The organism is Leptotrichia sp. HMT-225 (assembly GCF_030644325.1).
Lineage (GTDB): Bacteria > Fusobacteriota > Fusobacteriia > Fusobacteriales > Leptotrichiaceae > Leptotrichia > Leptotrichia massiliensis.
In genome coordinates, this window is sequence record NZ_CP130323.1 from 699,985 (window position 1) to 716,717 (window position 16,733).

Consider the following 16,733-nt stretch of genomic DNA (forward strand, 5'->3'; position numbering starts at 1 on the left):
GCTAATGTGACTAGAGAGGAAAGAACAAGGATTAAAACTTATTACGACAGGGAACAATACAGCAAATCGAATTTGAATAAGAATATGCCAGGACTGTTCGACGGAACTGTAGAAATATTCAATCCAATCCGAGATATTGTAAAGGCTTTATCAAATACAGCTTTAAAGGATTTGGGAATCGATAATGACAAATTAAAAGAAATTTGGGAAATCAATCAAATGACTACTTTCGGTAAAAAAATTGCTAAAGAGATGTATTTGAATGAAGAAGTGTTTGTTGAAGTTATATTAACTCCTGACGAGCAAATTAGATATATTTTGCACAATGTAGACGATGTTGAATATTCAGAAGTGTTTGGAGAAATTAAGAAATTTAAAGTTGAAGGGGAACAAGTTTATTTTGATGAAAACGGAGAAGAGCAAAGTAGGGAGTATTCGAGGGAATATATAAAACTTGATACTGGAACTGTTAAAAGAATTGAAAAAATAGATGGTGATACAGTTGAAAGTCCTTTTATTTTAGATAAAATCCCTGTTTCAAAATTTAAAAACGACAGCAATATAATTGAAGCATTAAATATTATAGATAAAATCAATGAAACCGAAAGTTACATTGGGAGAATATTTGGAATACACGGAGACCCTTGGCTTCACGCAAATGGAGTAAAACAATTTGCAGATGTTAATTCTAGTAATGGAAAGATTAAGAAAAATGCACAGCTTTTGGAAGAGGCGAGATATAAAAAGAAAAGAATTATCAACACCCAAAATTCAAAAGAAATGGAAGCTAGTTTTAAATATATCGAATTAACAAATCCTTTAATTAGTGAAATGCAAAATGACATAGCTAGACTGGAAAAAAGACTGTCAAACTTATTTCCTGAATATCTTTTGGTAGATACAGCAACTCAAAATGTGAGCGAAGAAACTTATTTATTAAAAAACAACGGACTTAAAACTAAAGTGGCAAGTTTTAGAGAGGATTTCATAAAAAGTTTATTAGAGTTAGACAAAATTGCATTGGAATTGTCAGGAAGTTCAGATGAATTGACTGAAAATAATTATACATATTTTGATACATTTATGGAAAATGAAAAGAGCTCTAAATTAACTACTTTATCGTTAGCTCTCGATGTGATAAGCAAGGCAAAAGACATTGATGAAGAGTATAAACTTAAAAATTTAATAGAAAAAGTGACAGATGATACTTTGCAAGATTTGAGTGGTTTGTATGATTAAAATGGATTTTAAATGGGATTATAAAGTGGAGAAAAGATTATTTAATTTTTTTAGAAGAACAGCATTTTCCATATTTAGTGGTAAAAAAATAGATGTTGATTATTCAAACTTGATGAAAATATTTGTTAATTATAGTATTTCTTACGAGAAAAAATTTAAGAAACCGAAAGATATAGATGTGAAAAAACATACAGAAATAGCTGTAAAACAGATAAAAGAAATAAAAGACTGGCAAAATAATTTAAATAATTATATTGAAGAAAACAAGGAAAAAATTGATTTAAAAGATAAATTGAGTAATAACGCTAAATTTAGAGCTAGAAATATGCTTGGCAATTATTACAAAGATTTTTTGAGAGAAATAATCGCAATCGAAAGCGAATATTTTGAGTGGAACACAATGGGAGATGAACGTGTTAGACCGACACACGAAGCAAGAGACGGAGTTATCTATAATTGGGATAATGCTGAAATAGTTCCAGGGGAAGAAGCGGCATGCAGATGTTGGGCTACTGTTTATTTTCCTGATACAAAAGAGGAAATTGAAAACATAAATCAAAATTCTTGAGAGTTGAAAGATTACAAATCATTTACGAGTTGTTTGATGTCAAATCTCAAAAATTTATAGAGTATCAATACTGTAAATCATTTATGAGTTACAGCAAATAATCTAAAAAATAAGGAGAAATGAAATGTTAAAAAAACTAGAAAAAAGATTCAATTTAAATTATGAAGAACCAGGAGACGGAAAAGGCAATGGAGATGGAGCTGGTTCAGGTGGTAATGAGCCAACGCTTGATGATTTGAAAGCTAAAATTGAGAATTTTAAAAAAGCACAAGCTGAAAAAGACAAGGAAATCAATTCCTTGAAATCGCAGCTTGGACACAGCAATAAACAACTTGAGGAATTTCAAAAGCACGGCAAAACTGCTGAAGAATTGGCAAATTTAGAGAAAGAAAAAATTGAAAAAGAGCTTGCCGAAACTAAAAAACAATTAAATCTAACAACTTTAAGAACTAGAAAAAACGAGTTGGTAACAGAGTTAAAAATTAGTCCGCAATTTGCCGATTTAGTCCAAATTACGCCAGATATGACAATTGAAAGTCTTGAGTTAGCGGTTAAGAATGTAGCAGCTAAAGAAAAAGAGTTCACAACAGATTTCTTGAAAAAGAACTCTATAACAAACGGAGGATTTAATCCGAAAGATAAAAAGAAAGATGAAAAAGATTTTGTTGACAGAATGATTGAAAAAAACAAAAACAACGAAACAGATCTTACAAAATTTTAGGAGGTTGAGATGTTAAAAAGAACAGTAATGCACAAAGAAAAACTGAATGTGCAAGTGAAAATATTAAAATCAGATTTTGCTAATTACATTTACAAAGACAAAAATACCAATAAAGAGTATTTGTTAGCTGGAACACTTGTTAAAGCAAAAAATGGAGAAGATTTAAGAGAAACAGGAGCATTTGTAATTCCGACAGGGACAGGAACGCAGGCGGAAGCTGTGTTATTGCATGATGTTGAGTTTAAATATTACAACGACAATGAGCAAGCAACAGTTTCGCTTGAAGGAATTGCATATTTAGATAAATTAATTGCAGTAGGAAAAGAACATCCTACGCCAATTACGGTTACAAAAGCGGAGTTACCAGCAGGGCTAACTTACATTTATAAGGATAGAAAATAGGAGGTTAAGAAATGCCAATGAATTTAACAGATTTATTAAACGCAAAGAGTTTAAATAAGTATTATGCAGGAGTAAAAGGAACTACGTTAGTAGAAGCAATGTTTCCAGCTGTATTTTCAAACACTTTTGATATAAATACGTTTGGAAGTTTAGACGGTGGAGCGGTTGAAGTATTACAAAGCAGCCAACTGGATGCGGATGTAATGTTTAGAGACTGGGATTTGAAAACAACAACAAAAGGGGATAAGCAGTTTTTTAGGGAAGGTATGAAGCTTGACGAAAAACGCAGAAAAGAATTGCTAGAAATTTTGAATACAAATAATCAATCAATTATTGATAATTATTCAATACAAATCTTTGAAAAATTTGCGGGAGCAAAAGGATTTTTAGGAAGTGCAAGAGCAATTGCAGCTTATACAGTTTCACAATTTTTATCAACAGCCAAAGTAACGTTTGTTGATGAAAACGGTGGAGGACAGACAATTAATTATAGACTTGCTGATAAATACAAAGAAACGTTAGCAGGAACTAATATTTGGAGTGCTGCAACAGCAAAACCGCTTGAAGATTTAGAAAGATGGAAAGAAACGGTTGAAGAAGGCGGAGGAAACGTAGAAATAGCTTTAATGTCAAAAGCTACGTATAATGCACTAAAAAAACACGATACTGTAAAAGCATTATTTAAGAATATTATTGTTACGGTTACTCCAGCACTTATTAAATCTACTATTGAGGATGTAATCGGAATGACAATATTGATTTGGGACGAAAAAATAAAAGTTGGAAAAACAACAAGAAATGTATTTCCAGACAATATCATTACATTAATTCCAAACGGACAATTAGGAACAATGGAATATGGACCGACTCCTGCAAAAACTGATGAATTGCTTGGATTGTTAGGAGATAGAGAAGTTGTGGATATAGCAGGAACATTTGCAACTGTGGAAGTTGTGCCTGAATCAAAATCGGCAGGGGTTGTAAATAATGTAAACGTTGTAATTGAAGATTTAGTTGCTCCAAATCCATCAATAATAAACAGTATGTTCATAGCAACGGTAGGGTAGGTGAATTGAATGGCAAAAGAGAATAAAAAGGAAGAGGCAAAAGCTATTGTTGAAGCAGTAGCTTTAACGCCTTTGAGATACAACGATGTTAGATATGAAATTGGCGATAAGCTGGAATTAACTGAAGCAGAATTTGAAACTTTATCAGAAAATAAACTTGTCGGCGAAAGAGTTGATGAGTAATGACAGATGAAATTTTGGAGGAACTGAAAAAATATATTCCTGAAACTTCTGATTTTGATGTAGGAGTTGTTGAGCAGTTTTATAAAGTCGCTGAAGAAAAACATAGTAGCGAAAAAGAAAAATTGCTTAAAATATATCTTTTTGGATATTTGCTCACTTCATTAGATGACTTTGATTTTACGAAAGTTCAAGTATCTAACATTGTAATTGAAGAAACGGGTGAAAACAATCAATATTTAATGATGTATAAACAGTTGTTAAAAACACTTGGAATTGATGAAAATGAAACAACTGTATCAATAGTTTAAGGAGCGGATCATGTTTAATTTTAAAAACAAGGAAAAAAGGGAAGTTCTGCTTGTCAAATTAAATCACATATTGCTTAAAGAAGGCGATAATGAACTTGATTTGACACCTCGCAGATTAAATATTGCGAAAGAGGAAATTGAGGAAAGAAAACTTAATGTTGAAATTATAGAGCTGGGTGATAAGAATGCCGTGCAAACTGAAAATAAAGGAGAAGCCGAAAAACAAGAATCTGGAAAAGCTGCTGGCGATGAATAAGCAAAAAATTGAAGTTGGAACAGTAACCAATTATAGCATTAAAGGTGGTTTTGACGCTTTTGGGTTGTCTAATGTTCTTAATACAGGATCTAGTCGTGGAGTCCCAGGATGGAATTATAACCAAAAGGCTTTTGAACAGTTTAAGCCAATGGCGGCTAGATACTTTAAAGAAGGAGTTGCAAAGATTATAAACGGAAGTTTCGATGTTGCGGCGATGACTAATAAAATTGGAACAGAGGCAAGTACAAAGTATAAAGCAATGATTGAAAGAATTAAAAGTCCAGCAAACAGTCCTGCGACAATTATGAGAAAAGGATTTAACAATCCGATGATTGAAACAGGGCATTTTAAAAGTAATATCGCCGCAAAGATTAATGGCGGTAGAATTGTCGGGAGAGGTGGCGGATAGTGGACAGGAAAGTTAGGGCGGCTATTAGAAAAGTTCTAAAAGTTATAAGGAAGTTTTCCGATGATGTAACTGTGTATTTGGAAGATTCTGAGGTTGAATTTGATGATTTAGGAAATCCAATTCAAGATAAAATAGAAAAGACTGTAAAAATGGCTGTATTAACGCCAAAACATAATTCGTCGTTTCCACAAAGTATGGACGGAAGTTTTTTATCAAACAAAAAAGAAGGATATTACATTTTGAATGATACAGACGGCTTCAAAATTTCTGAAAATATGAAAATAAAACACAACGGTGTGATTTATAGGGTAGTTAATATTGAAGAAAATTATGGAGAGTTTTTGAGAATGGAGCTGAATATAGATGACAAGCGAAATTAGAAAAGAGGTTGTAAACGATATTAAAGAATTTTGTAAAAAGTTCGGCATAAATCAAGTTATTAACGAAGAAAAACGTGATGAAATTTCGGCTGAACAGTATGAAAAACTTAAATTTCCACTTGTTTTCTATAATCTGTATATTGAAGATGCAGGAAGTCCTATTCCTTTTGGAAACGATAAATATTGTTATGATGAGGAAATACAGGCACTTTTGACTTTGGAATCACGAGAGAAACATAATGATTTTGATATGCTTTATATGTTTTTGGCAAATACAAACGCAACAAACGATTACTTTGACGAGAGGAAACATAAAAGAAAAATACGGAAAGTATACAAGATACAGGAAACGCCTTTCAATTTTATGGGCAGAAAATATTACAAACAAGTTCTGCAATTTAGCTATTTTGCAGAACATTATATAAATAAAGATTTTAGGGAGGAATAATGGCAATAGAAAGAAATGATTTGAATACATTGAATAATGTACAAATAAAATCAGAAAATAACAGAGCATTTTATGCTGATGTCAGAAGTTTAATGTTTTTTACAAAAGACTTCGCAATATCGCCAACTTATATTACAGAGCCAAAGGATTTATTGGAGCTGAATGTGAGTGGATTAGATGAGAATCATATTTTTTATAAGTTAATAGCAAGTGCCTATTCACAATCATACACTCCATTAAATGTTGTAGTGTACGGAAACAATACAGCAACTACATTTACAGAACTTATGAAAACTTACGTGGATCATGAGGACGCTTTCGAGGTTACTAACTGGATTACTAATATGGATATAGTCGCAGAGAAAAATTATATAGACAGCATTATAGCTTATGCAAAAACTGATAAGGATAAACAGTTCTTTATAGCTGTAAATTATGAAAAATTAGGAAATTCAGCCAAAGCCGTAGCACTACAGACGGATAATAATATTGATAATGTAGCGTTTGTTATTGAAGGGGCTAAGAACTTGGCAAAAGGAAACTGGCTTACTGGGGCATTAGCTGGTGGAACGATAGGTTACAAGGGTTTAGGGAGTTATATTGTGCATTCTACACAGATTAATGGATTTGTGCAAGAGAATTTCACAAAGACCGAACAAAAGGCATTTTGGGACGCTGGATTGAATTATTTATCTAAACCAACAAGAGGATATTATCATATTGTGAATGGGATTAATTCAGATAACAAAAAATTTATTGAATTAAAATTGATTGAAATTTGGTTTAGAGATGGACTTAAAAAAGATTTAACAGTTTTCCAAGTGAAAAAAGACAAAATACCAGGAGATGATACAGGAAAAGCAATGGTTTATTCAGTAATAAAAGAACGTTGTAGACAAGGTGCAAGTGCTGGAATGTTCATGGTAGATAGTGCTGGAAGCTATTTTGGAACGATAACACAAAAAGATAAGAACGGAAACGAAGTAGAGGTTAGTTTAGGGCATTTGATAGTGAGTGATTTTACACAAGAATCGCTTAGAGAAGGAAAATTTGATTTCGATTTAAGAGTCACTTATTTAAATGGTGCTAGAAAAGTAAATTTGACTGGAGCTGTTACAACAGACGGGGAAATTATTTTTAACAAATAAGGAGGTAAAGATATATGTCAGCAAAACAATATAACGTGGCTAATGTCAAAATCATACTTACTGCCGCAGGAATTCCCTATGCGATTACTTGCAGACATGAAGATGGTTTTGAAGATGATCCTAATACAGAAAGCTCAAGCTCTATGATTGCGAGCTGTGGACAGAAAGTGGTAAACGTATCGGTAGATGAAAGTGTATCTATTACGCTGAGCTTGGCTTATGGAAGCGAAGAACATAGAACAATGGAAAGGTTGCACAAACTTTGGAAAGCGAATAAAGGACTGTTTCCGATGTTTATGGTAATTACTGATACAAATACAAATGAAACTTACATTTATAACGGTGTTTCATTTAAGAAAAAGGCTGGGTTAAAGTATGCGAATGAGAGTGGTACTGAAGCTAGGGCTTGGGAGTTTGAAGCAGAGAGTAGAGAACTTGTGATATAAGAGGATTGTTTAACCAAGGAAATATTTCTTTCGTTAAAGCTGAAAGGACAATTACAATTAAATATAATAACTGTGATTTGTAGCATTTCAAAGCTACAATGTTAAGCAAAAATTTTAAATTTCTGTTGCACTTTTGCTACAAATAAGGTATAATTTATAATAAATTATGAAAAGGAGATGAAAAAAATGGCTACAAAAAGTTTTACAACAGAAATGACTTTTGATAAAAAATCTGTAAATGGTTTAATAAAGGCTTTGAATAATGAAAAATCTCCCAATAGAAAACCTGTTAAAAACGTCGAAATCATAAGCAATCCAGAAACAATACGAAAGATATTCGGCAAAAAATAATTTATGTATATAGAGAATGTAAAAATTGTTTCTTTACAAGATTTGTTGGATGAGTTAAAAGACAGAAAACATGTAAGGGAAGATATTTTAAAGAATTTTAAAAATAAATACAATAAAGATATCGAAGATTTCTTACATAATAAAGCAATAGAATTTGAAAAAGCAGGTTTATCAAGCACGCATTTAGTTTTTAATGAAAATTTTGTTTTGTTGGGATATTTTTCTTTAGCAAACAAACCTTTACTTGTTTCCAAAAGAAACTATGAAGCGTTATCAAAAAGCCAAAGAAAAAAACTTTGCCAAAACGGAAAAAGATTAACAACAGATGGTTATATAGTCAACAGTTATCTGTTGGGACAGATTGGCAAAAACCATTCAGAACAAATAAAAGCTGAAGAACATATAGACGGAACTCAATTATTAACATTAGCTTACGATTCATTAATGGAAGCTAAGAAAATAGTAAATGTTCGTTATGTCTGGCTAGAATGTGAAGACAATGAAAAATTGTTATCTTTTTATAAAAATTTTGGATTTGAAGAAATTGAAAATTTTATTTCAGGAAATGGGCTGAAAGTTTTGGTAATGAAATTAAAAAAATAATTTTACGAATCACAGTTATTAATTTAGCTGTGATTTTTTTATGCAAAAATACAGGACAATGGCAATTGAATAATGACTGTGAAAACTAAAATATTTGTTTTTTAAGTTTGGGATAATGGTATAATTAAAATCATTCTTTAATTTCTCTTAGAAATAGTGTATAATATAGTAAATTATTTTTAAGGAGGAATTAAAATGATATTATTGTTAATCATCATAATTATTTTTGTATGGTTCTTTAATAAAAAAATGAAAGGAATTATTGAAACAAAACAAGAATACAATGTTGATGAAAAATTTATTGTAAAAAATAGGTTCAGTAGATGGTATGCACGTTTCTATGGTGCAGATTGGAGAGCAGATAGATTAAATAACATAATAAATTTTTTTGATAGTTCAAATCGAAAAATCTTTAAAGAAAGTATGCAATATTTAGTGTTGTATGAAAACAAAAGTATATTAATATATACTTATTCAACATTTTGGAAATATATAAAAGCAGAAGATATTGAAGACATTAGAATTGAAAAAGACGGAAAAACCACTTCACTTTCTGGAGCGATTGGCGGATATTTAGTAGCTGGTGGAATTGGAGCTTTGATAGGTTCAGTTAAAAATGCAAAAATGACAATTCATATAATAACAAAAGGATTCGATGCAACTAATTATTCTATTGAGATAAAAGATTCTAAAAATATGGTTGAGATTTCTAATTTGCTGTTTCAATTATATAAAGTTGAATAAAAAAATTTTTTTAAAAATTCTTGACTTTTTAGTCGGCTTATATTATAATAATAGTCGGCTAGAAAGTAGGTGAAAAATGAAAAAAATGGGAAGACCAAAAAGTGATAATCCAAGAAATAAAAGGCTGGAAATAAAACTTACAGAAAGTGAAGATTTGGAATTAAAAAAATTATCTGAAAATCTTAAAATTACAAGAACAGCTATTATTTTAAAAGGTATAGATTTGGTTAAAAAAGAACTTGATAAATAAAAAAGCCCTCTATTAAGGATTTAAACAAAACATAGAGGGCTAAGGTAAAATACCTTCTAACCAATAGTATTTTACCACAAACCCTCTTAAAAAACAAATAATTTTAGGAGGAAATTTAATGGAAAACATTATGGATTTAGTAAAAGTTGAAAGAAACGAAAATTATGGATTGGTTGTAAGTAGTAGAGTTGTTGCAAAAGCATTAAAGAGAAGACATTCGGATATTTTGGAAAGTATTGAAAAGTTGGTTGAAAGTAAGGAATATCAAGAAAACGGAAATATCCGTTCTCTAATTTTCCCTAATGAATACAGGGTTTCTAACCAAAAGAGAAAATACAAAGAATACCTTTTAGCAAAAGATGGATTTATTCTTTATATGTTCAATATACAAGGACACAATAAATTCAAACTGGCTTACATAAACGAATTTAACAGAATGGAAAGATTGCTAAAACAACAAAGATTATTGCCAATGCCGAAAAGTGACAAAGTTTCAATACCACTTGATAAAGCAGTTCATTGGGCTAAGATAAAAGAAATTGCAAACAAGGCTAACGAAGTAAGAAGTGATACTTATAGAAAAATATGTAAACTTTCTCAGGACTTAGTAATGATAACAAATCAGATTGACAAACTTTCTGGAATGACATTTGAAGTTGAAAATTTACTAGACCAAATTGAAAATTAAATAGAAACATTAAATCACAGTCATTAATTTGATTGTGATTTTTTTGTTACAAAAAATAAAATTAAAATATATAAGGAGAAAGAAAATGAATTTAGAAAGAAAATATACTGAAGCAGAAGCAGAAGCAATTAATATGTCAAGAGAAATGGCTGGATTGCCACCTATCGCTCAAAATAATGAGAATACAGCAGTTCAAAATAAAGAAATTAAGAATGAAACGGCAACGATTGAAGCTATTGCAACAGAAGAAACAGCAGAGGAAATAAAAGAGAGAAGAAATGAGAACGAAAGAAACAGATTGAAACAACAAGGCGGATTGCGTCCAAATCAATTATTTCATCACACTTTGATTAATTGGGACGGAAAACCTCAAGATGTAATTTGTAAATATCCAACAACAAAACAAGCGATTAAGTATTCCAAAATGGAAGTTGATCCTGTGACTGGTAAAGGTGTATTTTTGTTTGCTGATGTAGTAAATGATTTTCAAAATGATAAATTACTTCCAAAATTTGAAATTGAAGATTTTCCAGCAAGTGAAATTGCAGAATTAGCCACTTTCCTGTCGGAAGTGGTAAGAAATCCCTTCCTTAAATAGAAATCCTGCTTTTTTCTATGAAGGGAAAATGTATATTAATAAGGATGAAATGCTGGGAAACATAACAGAAGTTGAAAACTTGGCATTTCAGCTTGAATTAAATGATAACTTTAAAAGTTTTAATTCATTCGAATTTTTAGAAAGATATAACAAAAATGATATTCCTGAAAAGGAATTTGAAACATTTTTAAAGATGTGTTTCTATGATACAGAAATACAGAAAATAAAAGAGCGGGAACAAAAGAAAATGAAGAAAGGAAGATAAAATGGCTAGCGGAGTAGGAGTTACTTATGAGTTGGAATTTGTAATAAAAGACAAGAACGCAAAGCAATGGATACAGTCTATGCAAAAGGAAGCCCAAAGGCTAGCCAAAGCATTAGATAAAGTTACTTTAAATAATTTCAACAAGCAGATTCAACACATGCAGAAACATTTGCAATCACAGGGGAATCAATTAAAATCACAGCTTAAAATGGCACAGGATATGATGAAATCACTTGGAACTGGAAAGAATGTTAAGAGCGGACTAGACAACGTGAAGAAACAGGCACAGGAAACCAAAAAGAAAATGGATGAGCTGAACAAGGCGAAGGAAGCGGTTGGGAAATCAGTCAAAGATCCTTTAAAAAATGTTGCAAAGGGTGCTGACAATGCAATGAAAAGAGTTAAGGGACTTTTAAACAAAGTCCGTGACGGAGCGTTGTATAAGGCTGGAAGTTTTATTACACAGGCTGGAATGGAAGCGTTACAGGAATACGGACAGACTGATTATGAACTGCGAGGAGCTTCTGCTAAGACTGGAGGATATGGTACTGATTTAAAAGAGTACAGGAAACTTACAAAACAAGTTGGTGGGGCGACTAAATTTAATAATCTGGACGTTGCACAAGCTATAAATGCAGGGGCAACTTTAGGGATAAAAAAAGATGAAATGAAACAAATTATTCCGTCGGCTGCAAACTTGGCTCAAGCGTTTAATTCAGATATTACACCAGCACTCGAAATGGTAAAAATGCACATGAATTCTTATCAGTTATCCGCAAAAGAAGCACAAAAAGTAACTGATATGATAGCTGTTACATCTAAAAATACTGCCGCAGATTTACCAAGACTTGCTGAAGGTTTTAAATACGTTGGAGCTTCTGGAAAAGCATTAGGAGTTCCTATGGAAACGGTTTATGCGATGCTTGGTAAAATGAACGATAACGGGTTAATAGGTTCTACAGCTGGAACAGGATTAAATCAAATGTTTGAAAGTATGAAAGATTTTAAAAAACGAGATAAATTAGAACAATTGATTGGTAAGGTTACAGATGAAAAAGGAAATTTACAGGATATGACTTCTATTTTGGAACGGTTAAAAGGCGTAACTGACAAAATGGGAAATGCTGATAAGGCTGGAGTACTGAAAACTATATTCGGAGTACAAGGAGGAAGAGCAGTAAATACATTGTTAAATGGAAGTATCGAAGACTTGAAAAAACTTCAAAACGAAATAAAAAACAGTAGTGGAGCAGCTGAAAAATTAAGTAAGTTCATGATGCAAGGAAGTGCTGGAGCAGTTGAAACTTTAATGGGAACAATGTCAAGCACGTTTGCAGCGGTATTTGACTCGCTAGAACCTTTATTAGTTCCAGTTGCAGGGCTATTTATGGGAATTGCCGAAGCAATAGGAATGGTTGCCGAAAAAGCCCCTTGGCTGTTACAGTTAGTTTCTGTTTTAGGAGCTTTGGTTGTAGGAGAATTAGTTTTTCAAAAATTAAAAGCAAGTATCGGACCGTTTATCACAGGAATAAAGGAAGCGATTGCGAAAGTAAGTCTATTTAAATTAGTTCTTTATGGATTGCTGGCAGTTGGATTAGTTGTAATATTTAACCTGTTTAAGCAATGGCAGGATTATTTACAGGAAAACGAAGCAGTCAGTAAAGAATGGGAAGGCGTGCTATTAAATTTAACCTATGCCTTAAGTGCTTTAGGCGATGTAATAATGTCAATTTTAGGTGCTTTATTTGGATTTAATACAAAGCAACAAGATGCGACGGACAAAACTAAATTTATGGGAATGACTGCTGAAGAAGTTGCAAGGAAATTAAAAGATTTTAAGAAAAATATTTTTGATTTAACTGTGAAACTTCAAGAAATGAGAAGATGGGTAGAAGAAAACAAAGAAAAAATAAGATTATTTGGAACAGTATTTTTAGTTTTAGCTGCAGGAGTTGGAATTTTGTGGGCTTTGGTTGCGGCACAATCTGCCTTTAACGCTGTTGCTGCAATGAATCCTTATGTTTTAATTGCGATGTTAATAATCGGTGCGATTATGCTTATAAGTTTTTGGTTAATGGATTTATATAACAAAAATGAAGCATTTAGGCAAGGAGTTGATTTAGCTTGGCAAATGATTTGTGAAGCTGTATCTCAGGCAGCAACATGGATAAGCGAAAAACTAGGTGAACTTGGACAATGGTTAAAAAAGTTATGGAACGACAATGAAAATATAAGAATGGTTGTGGAAATGGTTTGGAATTTCATTAAAGATCACATTGGATTGGTTATAGGAATTATTATTGGTGGTCCTTTTGGATTGTTTATTGCAGGATTGATTAAATTATATACAGAAAATGAAACAGCAAGAGCAATTATAGATGGAATTTGGGCTGCAATAGTTGCTGTAGTTGGTGGAGCAATTGAAAATATAATTGGTTTTATAAACAATGCTATTGGTGCAGTTTCGCATTTGGTAGGAGCATTTAATGATTTACTCCATTTAAATTGGAGTGGTGTAGGTAGCCATTTACAAGGACTTGGTGGAAATGTTATAGGAATGGGCGAAAATATCGTGAATAATATGCCTGGACACGTAATTGAAAGAGGAATTAAAGCCTATCAAAACGGTTATAATAATTCTTTAAATAAATCACATTTCAAACACAATAAAAATTTACCTAAAGCTTCAAATGTAAATAGCTTTTTTCATAAAGCAGTTGGAACCAACAATTTCCAAGCTCAAGGCGGCGGAGGAATGACCGCTATTGATGAACACGGAGATGAAGCTATTTGGTTGCCTAATGGCTCTATGGTCGCAAGAAACACAACAACTCTTGATATGTTGAATAACTTAAAATCTATCAAGAAAAATACACGTGGTGGTGCAAAAGAAACAGGAGCAGTTGTTACAAATAATAATCATTTTGTATTCAATGTTAATGGGACTGATGAAACATTGCAGGAATTGAAACGTGAACTTGAAAAATTAGGGATAGTGTAAAGGGGGATAGGATGCAAGTATTAGATTTTTTAAAGACAAAGTTTGCTGAATTTGAAGTTCAGAAAGATAAACTTGAAAAACTGTATTTGAAATATTTTGGTATTAAGCCTAATGGATTTTTAGGCACTATACCCCTTTTAGTTCTTTCAACTGATTACAGCCAAGATAATGAAATAACAGGGTATAAATCTTATTTAAAAGACAATTTCAATGAAAATATGTTTGTAAATCCGTACACTTTAAAAATAGAGGTTATTTTGCATGGTAAAGAGTGGAAAGATGAGCTTGAAAAACTTGTTAAAGAATCAAGAAAAAGAAATTACACAATGTTTATGTACACTAAATTAAATAAAGTTTATGCTCCTCTTGCAATTACAAGTGTCAGCTATGCCGAAAATTACGAAAGCCACACAAGCATTAAGGTTTCAATAAATCTGAAAGAAATAAATTTGCTTAAATTTACTACAGCTGACGGAAAAACAACAACAGAGGCATACGTTCCTGAAGCAAGTACGCAGAACAGGGAAGTTACAGAAGTTACTTTGAACGAATCAATGCAAAATGAATTTGAAATTGATCCTAGAGCGGGAGATGTTATAGAATGAAAAAATTATACAGTTTTGACATTGCGTATAAAGAAAACGCCAAGAGCAGTTATAAAATATTGCTTGATGATGGAGAAAAGACGCTTGTAACAACGTTGGATATTTATAACATCAGGGGGCTTTGGTATTTGGATATAAAGAGCGATAACGAGGATTTGCATATTGGACAGAGAATTAATACTTATGAAGATTTGTTTCTGATATGCAGGAGAAGATATAAGGAATTTCCAAATGTTAAGATGATAGCCTTGCCGATTAATTTAAATGGCTTTGATGTTGAGTTTACAACGGAAGCGGCTGGAGTGCTGCAAGATATTATGGTGGTGGTTTAATGGCTGAAAATACACAAAATAGCAATAATTATTATATTCTGTGGGACAGATATGCAAAAGTAACGTTTAAAGTAAAAAACGGAAGTGAAACAGAAGAAATTGAGTTTGAAAGGTTTCAAGTTGAAAATGGTATCGATTCATCGCCTGACTTTGAGATAGAAACAGAGTTTGATATTACCGAAAGTACGAATATTGCTAAAATAGTTATCTACAACTTAACAGACGAAATGATTAAGAAACTGAAAAAAGGTGTGGAAGTAGTTATTGAAGCAGGATATTGGAACGATGGAAAAAACAAGGATATTGGAGTTATTTATAAAGGGATTATTGAAAGTTTGAAAGGAAGCTGGAACAATGCTGACAAGAAATTTGAGATAACTTGCAACACTTACAACGACGAATACAAGGATACAAAAATTAATTTAAAGGCTGGAAAAGGGACTAAGGCAAGCACAATCATAAAACTTATTTTATCAAAGCTGGATAAATTAAAGGCTGGAAAAATAGAGCTTGGGAAAGATATTGATTATAAGGACGGCAAAACTCTACATAACAATGTCAAGCATATTTTCAAGGAACTGGCAAAAGACACAAAAAGCGTTTTCTTTATAACAAATGGAGTTGTAACGTTTCAGCCAAGAGACAAGATAAACAGGGGCGTTTTAGAGTTCGACCCAAACAGGTTTCAAGATGTCAAGGAAAATGACGGAACTTATACTTTGAAAGCAATATTTGACCATAGATTCCAGGAAGGATTTAAAATTAACCTTGATTTGAAAAAGGCTTTTGAACAACTTGAAATTAAAGGGGAGTATCTTATTACAAAAGGCAAGCATGTAATGAACTTTAAAACAGATGCCTATACAGAATTGGAAATAAGAACTAAATTTGATGATAAGGAAACTAAAAAGGCTAATGAAATTGAGATTGTTACAGGCAAAAAAGGTAAAAACGAAAAATCATCTAAGAAAAAAGATAAGAAAGATAAAGATGATAAAAACAAAAAAGAAAAAGGAAAAAACTCTAAAGATTCTAAAAAGAATAATAAGAAAACTAGCACAAAAAGTAGTGGGAAGAAAAAAGAAAAAGACTGGGACAGAATTGTAAGAACTTATGGAGTAGGAGGTAACAAATGAGAAAAAAGACAGTGGGGGATCATATTGAAAATATGATAAATGGAAGTTTCGATAATTTAAATACTCTTGCAATAGCCAAAATTGTAAAGGTGGATAACTCGAATATGAGTTGCAGTATACAAATGCTTGATATTCCTGAACTTTTTGGAACTCGTGATGAAGTAGAAGTAATTGAAAATGTGCCGATTGCTCCAATATTTTGGGGTAGCAAATGTAAAATAAATGCTCCGCTATCTGTAAACGACAAGGTTTTGGTAGCATTTTGTCAACACGATACATTTAATGCACGAAATGCTTCTGAACCTTGTGAACCGAATTCGAGTGCTAAATTTGACATAAATAACGCTATTGTAGTTGGGCAGATAACAAGCGATGCAGAAAAAAATATATCAAATGACTTTTTCATTGCTTACGGTGGAACACTTGTAACAATAAATGATGGTGGAGTTAGTATAAAAGGCGGCTCTATAAATATAAGTGGAGCGGTAAGCATTGAAGGGGATTTGAAAGTGAGCGGAGACGCTACGATTGGCGGCAAATCATTCTTAACTCATACTAACGGTGGTATGCCGTTGGATTAGGAGG

Annotated in this window: 25 protein-coding genes; all 25 read left to right on the forward strand. The window is 32.1% G+C overall.

Annotated features, from left to right (window positions below; all coding sequences use genetic code 11):
* Positions 1-6: 6 nt before the first annotated feature.
* The 25 genes from QU666_RS03475 (at position 7) to QU666_RS03595 (ending at position 16,729) form a co-directional block, all read left to right on the forward strand.
* The gene (locus QU666_RS03475; protein ID WP_036071393.1) at positions 7-1,239 is read left to right on the forward strand and encodes a hypothetical protein; all 1,233 of its coding nucleotides are present in this window, start codon (positions 7-9) and stop codon (positions 1,237-1,239) included.
* A complete protein-coding gene (locus QU666_RS03480; RefSeq protein ID WP_021769686.1) occupies positions 1,232-1,807 on the forward strand; it encodes a minor capsid protein in 576 nt (191 codons plus the stop codon). The genes QU666_RS03475 and QU666_RS03480 overlap by 8 nt, the downstream gene beginning before the upstream one ends.
* 124 nt (positions 1,808-1,931) lie before the next feature.
* Complete coding sequence (locus QU666_RS03485; protein WP_021769685.1) at positions 1,932-2,528, forward strand: hypothetical protein; 597 nt, start codon at positions 1,932-1,934, stop codon at positions 2,526-2,528.
* A 9-nt stretch (positions 2,529-2,537) separates the two neighbouring features.
* The gene (locus QU666_RS03490) at positions 2,538-2,930 is read left to right on the forward strand and encodes a hypothetical protein (protein WP_021769684.1); all 393 of its coding nucleotides are present in this window, start codon (positions 2,538-2,540) and stop codon (positions 2,928-2,930) included.
* An 11-nt stretch (positions 2,931-2,941) separates the two neighbouring features.
* Positions 2,942-3,997 (forward strand): major capsid protein, encoded by a 1,056-nt coding sequence (locus QU666_RS03495; protein WP_021769683.1) that lies wholly within the window; start codon positions 2,942-2,944, stop codon positions 3,995-3,997.
* Positions 3,998-4,006: 9 nt separating this feature from the next.
* A complete protein-coding gene (locus QU666_RS03500) occupies positions 4,007-4,180 on the forward strand; it encodes a hypothetical protein (RefSeq protein ID WP_021769682.1) in 174 nt (57 codons plus the stop codon).
* A complete protein-coding gene (locus QU666_RS03505; RefSeq protein ID WP_021769681.1) occupies positions 4,180-4,488 on the forward strand; it encodes a hypothetical protein in 309 nt (102 codons plus the stop codon). Before QU666_RS03500 ends, QU666_RS03505 begins: the two co-directional genes overlap by 1 nt.
* A 10-nt stretch (positions 4,489-4,498) precedes the next feature.
* Positions 4,499-4,744, forward strand: coding sequence for a hypothetical protein (locus QU666_RS03510; protein ID WP_021769680.1), 246 nt, complete (start codon positions 4,499-4,501; stop codon positions 4,742-4,744).
* Positions 4,674-5,153, forward strand: a complete 480-nt coding sequence (locus QU666_RS03515) for a hypothetical protein (RefSeq protein ID WP_198012134.1) — start codon at positions 4,674-4,676, stop codon at positions 5,151-5,153. The genes QU666_RS03510 and QU666_RS03515 overlap by 71 nt, the downstream gene beginning before the upstream one ends.
* Positions 5,153-5,533 (forward strand): hypothetical protein, encoded by a 381-nt coding sequence (locus QU666_RS03520; RefSeq protein WP_021769678.1) that lies wholly within the window; start codon positions 5,153-5,155, stop codon positions 5,531-5,533. Before QU666_RS03515 ends, QU666_RS03520 begins: the two co-directional genes overlap by 1 nt.
* Positions 5,517-5,981, forward strand: a complete 465-nt coding sequence (locus QU666_RS03525) for a hypothetical protein (RefSeq protein WP_021769677.1) — start codon at positions 5,517-5,519, stop codon at positions 5,979-5,981. The genes QU666_RS03520 and QU666_RS03525 overlap by 17 nt, the downstream gene beginning before the upstream one ends.
* Positions 5,981-7,129, forward strand: coding sequence for a DUF3383 family protein (locus QU666_RS03530; protein WP_021769676.1), 1,149 nt, complete (start codon positions 5,981-5,983; stop codon positions 7,127-7,129). Before QU666_RS03525 ends, QU666_RS03530 begins: the two co-directional genes overlap by 1 nt.
* Positions 7,130-7,143: 14 nt before the next feature.
* A complete protein-coding gene (locus QU666_RS03535) occupies positions 7,144-7,575 on the forward strand; it encodes a phage protein (RefSeq protein WP_021769675.1) in 432 nt (143 codons plus the stop codon).
* A gap of 186 nt (positions 7,576-7,761) precedes the next feature.
* Positions 7,762-7,926: a hypothetical protein gene (locus tag QU666_RS03540; RefSeq protein WP_198012133.1), complete on the forward strand. Its 165-nt coding sequence runs from the start codon at positions 7,762-7,764 to the stop codon at positions 7,924-7,926.
* Between the two features lie 3 nt (positions 7,927-7,929).
* Positions 7,930-8,529, forward strand: a complete 600-nt coding sequence (locus tag QU666_RS03545; protein WP_021769673.1) for an N-acetyltransferase — start codon at positions 7,930-7,932, stop codon at positions 8,527-8,529.
* Positions 8,530-8,724: 195 nt separating this feature from the next.
* Complete coding sequence (locus tag QU666_RS03550) at positions 8,725-9,273, forward strand: hypothetical protein (RefSeq protein ID WP_021770167.1); 549 nt, start codon at positions 8,725-8,727, stop codon at positions 9,271-9,273.
* Between the two features lie 76 nt (positions 9,274-9,349).
* Complete coding sequence (locus QU666_RS03555) at positions 9,350-9,523, forward strand: hypothetical protein (protein ID WP_021770166.1); 174 nt, start codon at positions 9,350-9,352, stop codon at positions 9,521-9,523.
* 118 nt (positions 9,524-9,641) lie between these two features.
* Entirely contained in the window at positions 9,642-10,211 is a 570-nt protein-coding gene (locus tag QU666_RS03560; RefSeq protein ID WP_021770165.1) for a Rha family transcriptional regulator, read from the forward strand.
* An 85-nt stretch (positions 10,212-10,296) separates the two neighbouring features.
* Positions 10,297-10,809: a hypothetical protein gene (locus QU666_RS03565; protein ID WP_036071906.1), complete on the forward strand. Its 513-nt coding sequence runs from the start codon at positions 10,297-10,299 to the stop codon at positions 10,807-10,809.
* Positions 10,810-10,837: 28 nt separating this feature from the next.
* Positions 10,838-11,074, forward strand: coding sequence for a hypothetical protein (locus QU666_RS03570; protein WP_021770163.1), 237 nt, complete (start codon positions 10,838-10,840; stop codon positions 11,072-11,074).
* 1 nt (position 11,075) lies between these two features.
* Positions 11,076-14,075, forward strand: a complete 3,000-nt coding sequence (locus tag QU666_RS03575; RefSeq protein ID WP_021770162.1) for a phage tail tape measure protein — start codon at positions 11,076-11,078, stop codon at positions 14,073-14,075.
* 11 nt (positions 14,076-14,086) lie between these two features.
* Entirely contained in the window at positions 14,087-14,680 is a 594-nt protein-coding gene (locus QU666_RS03580) for a phage baseplate protein (protein ID WP_021770161.1), read from the forward strand.
* Positions 14,677-15,012, forward strand: a complete 336-nt coding sequence (locus QU666_RS03585) for a hypothetical protein (protein WP_021770160.1) — start codon at positions 14,677-14,679, stop codon at positions 15,010-15,012. The genes QU666_RS03580 and QU666_RS03585 overlap by 4 nt, the downstream gene beginning before the upstream one ends.
* On the forward strand, positions 15,012-16,148 hold the full coding sequence (locus QU666_RS03590; RefSeq protein ID WP_021770159.1) for a hypothetical protein: 1,137 nt from the start codon (positions 15,012-15,014) through the stop codon (positions 16,146-16,148). Before QU666_RS03585 ends, QU666_RS03590 begins: the two co-directional genes overlap by 1 nt.
* The gene (locus tag QU666_RS03595) at positions 16,145-16,729 is read left to right on the forward strand and encodes a hypothetical protein (RefSeq protein ID WP_021770158.1); all 585 of its coding nucleotides are present in this window, start codon (positions 16,145-16,147) and stop codon (positions 16,727-16,729) included. The genes QU666_RS03590 and QU666_RS03595 overlap by 4 nt, the downstream gene beginning before the upstream one ends.
* Positions 16,730-16,733: the final 4 nt, after the last annotated feature.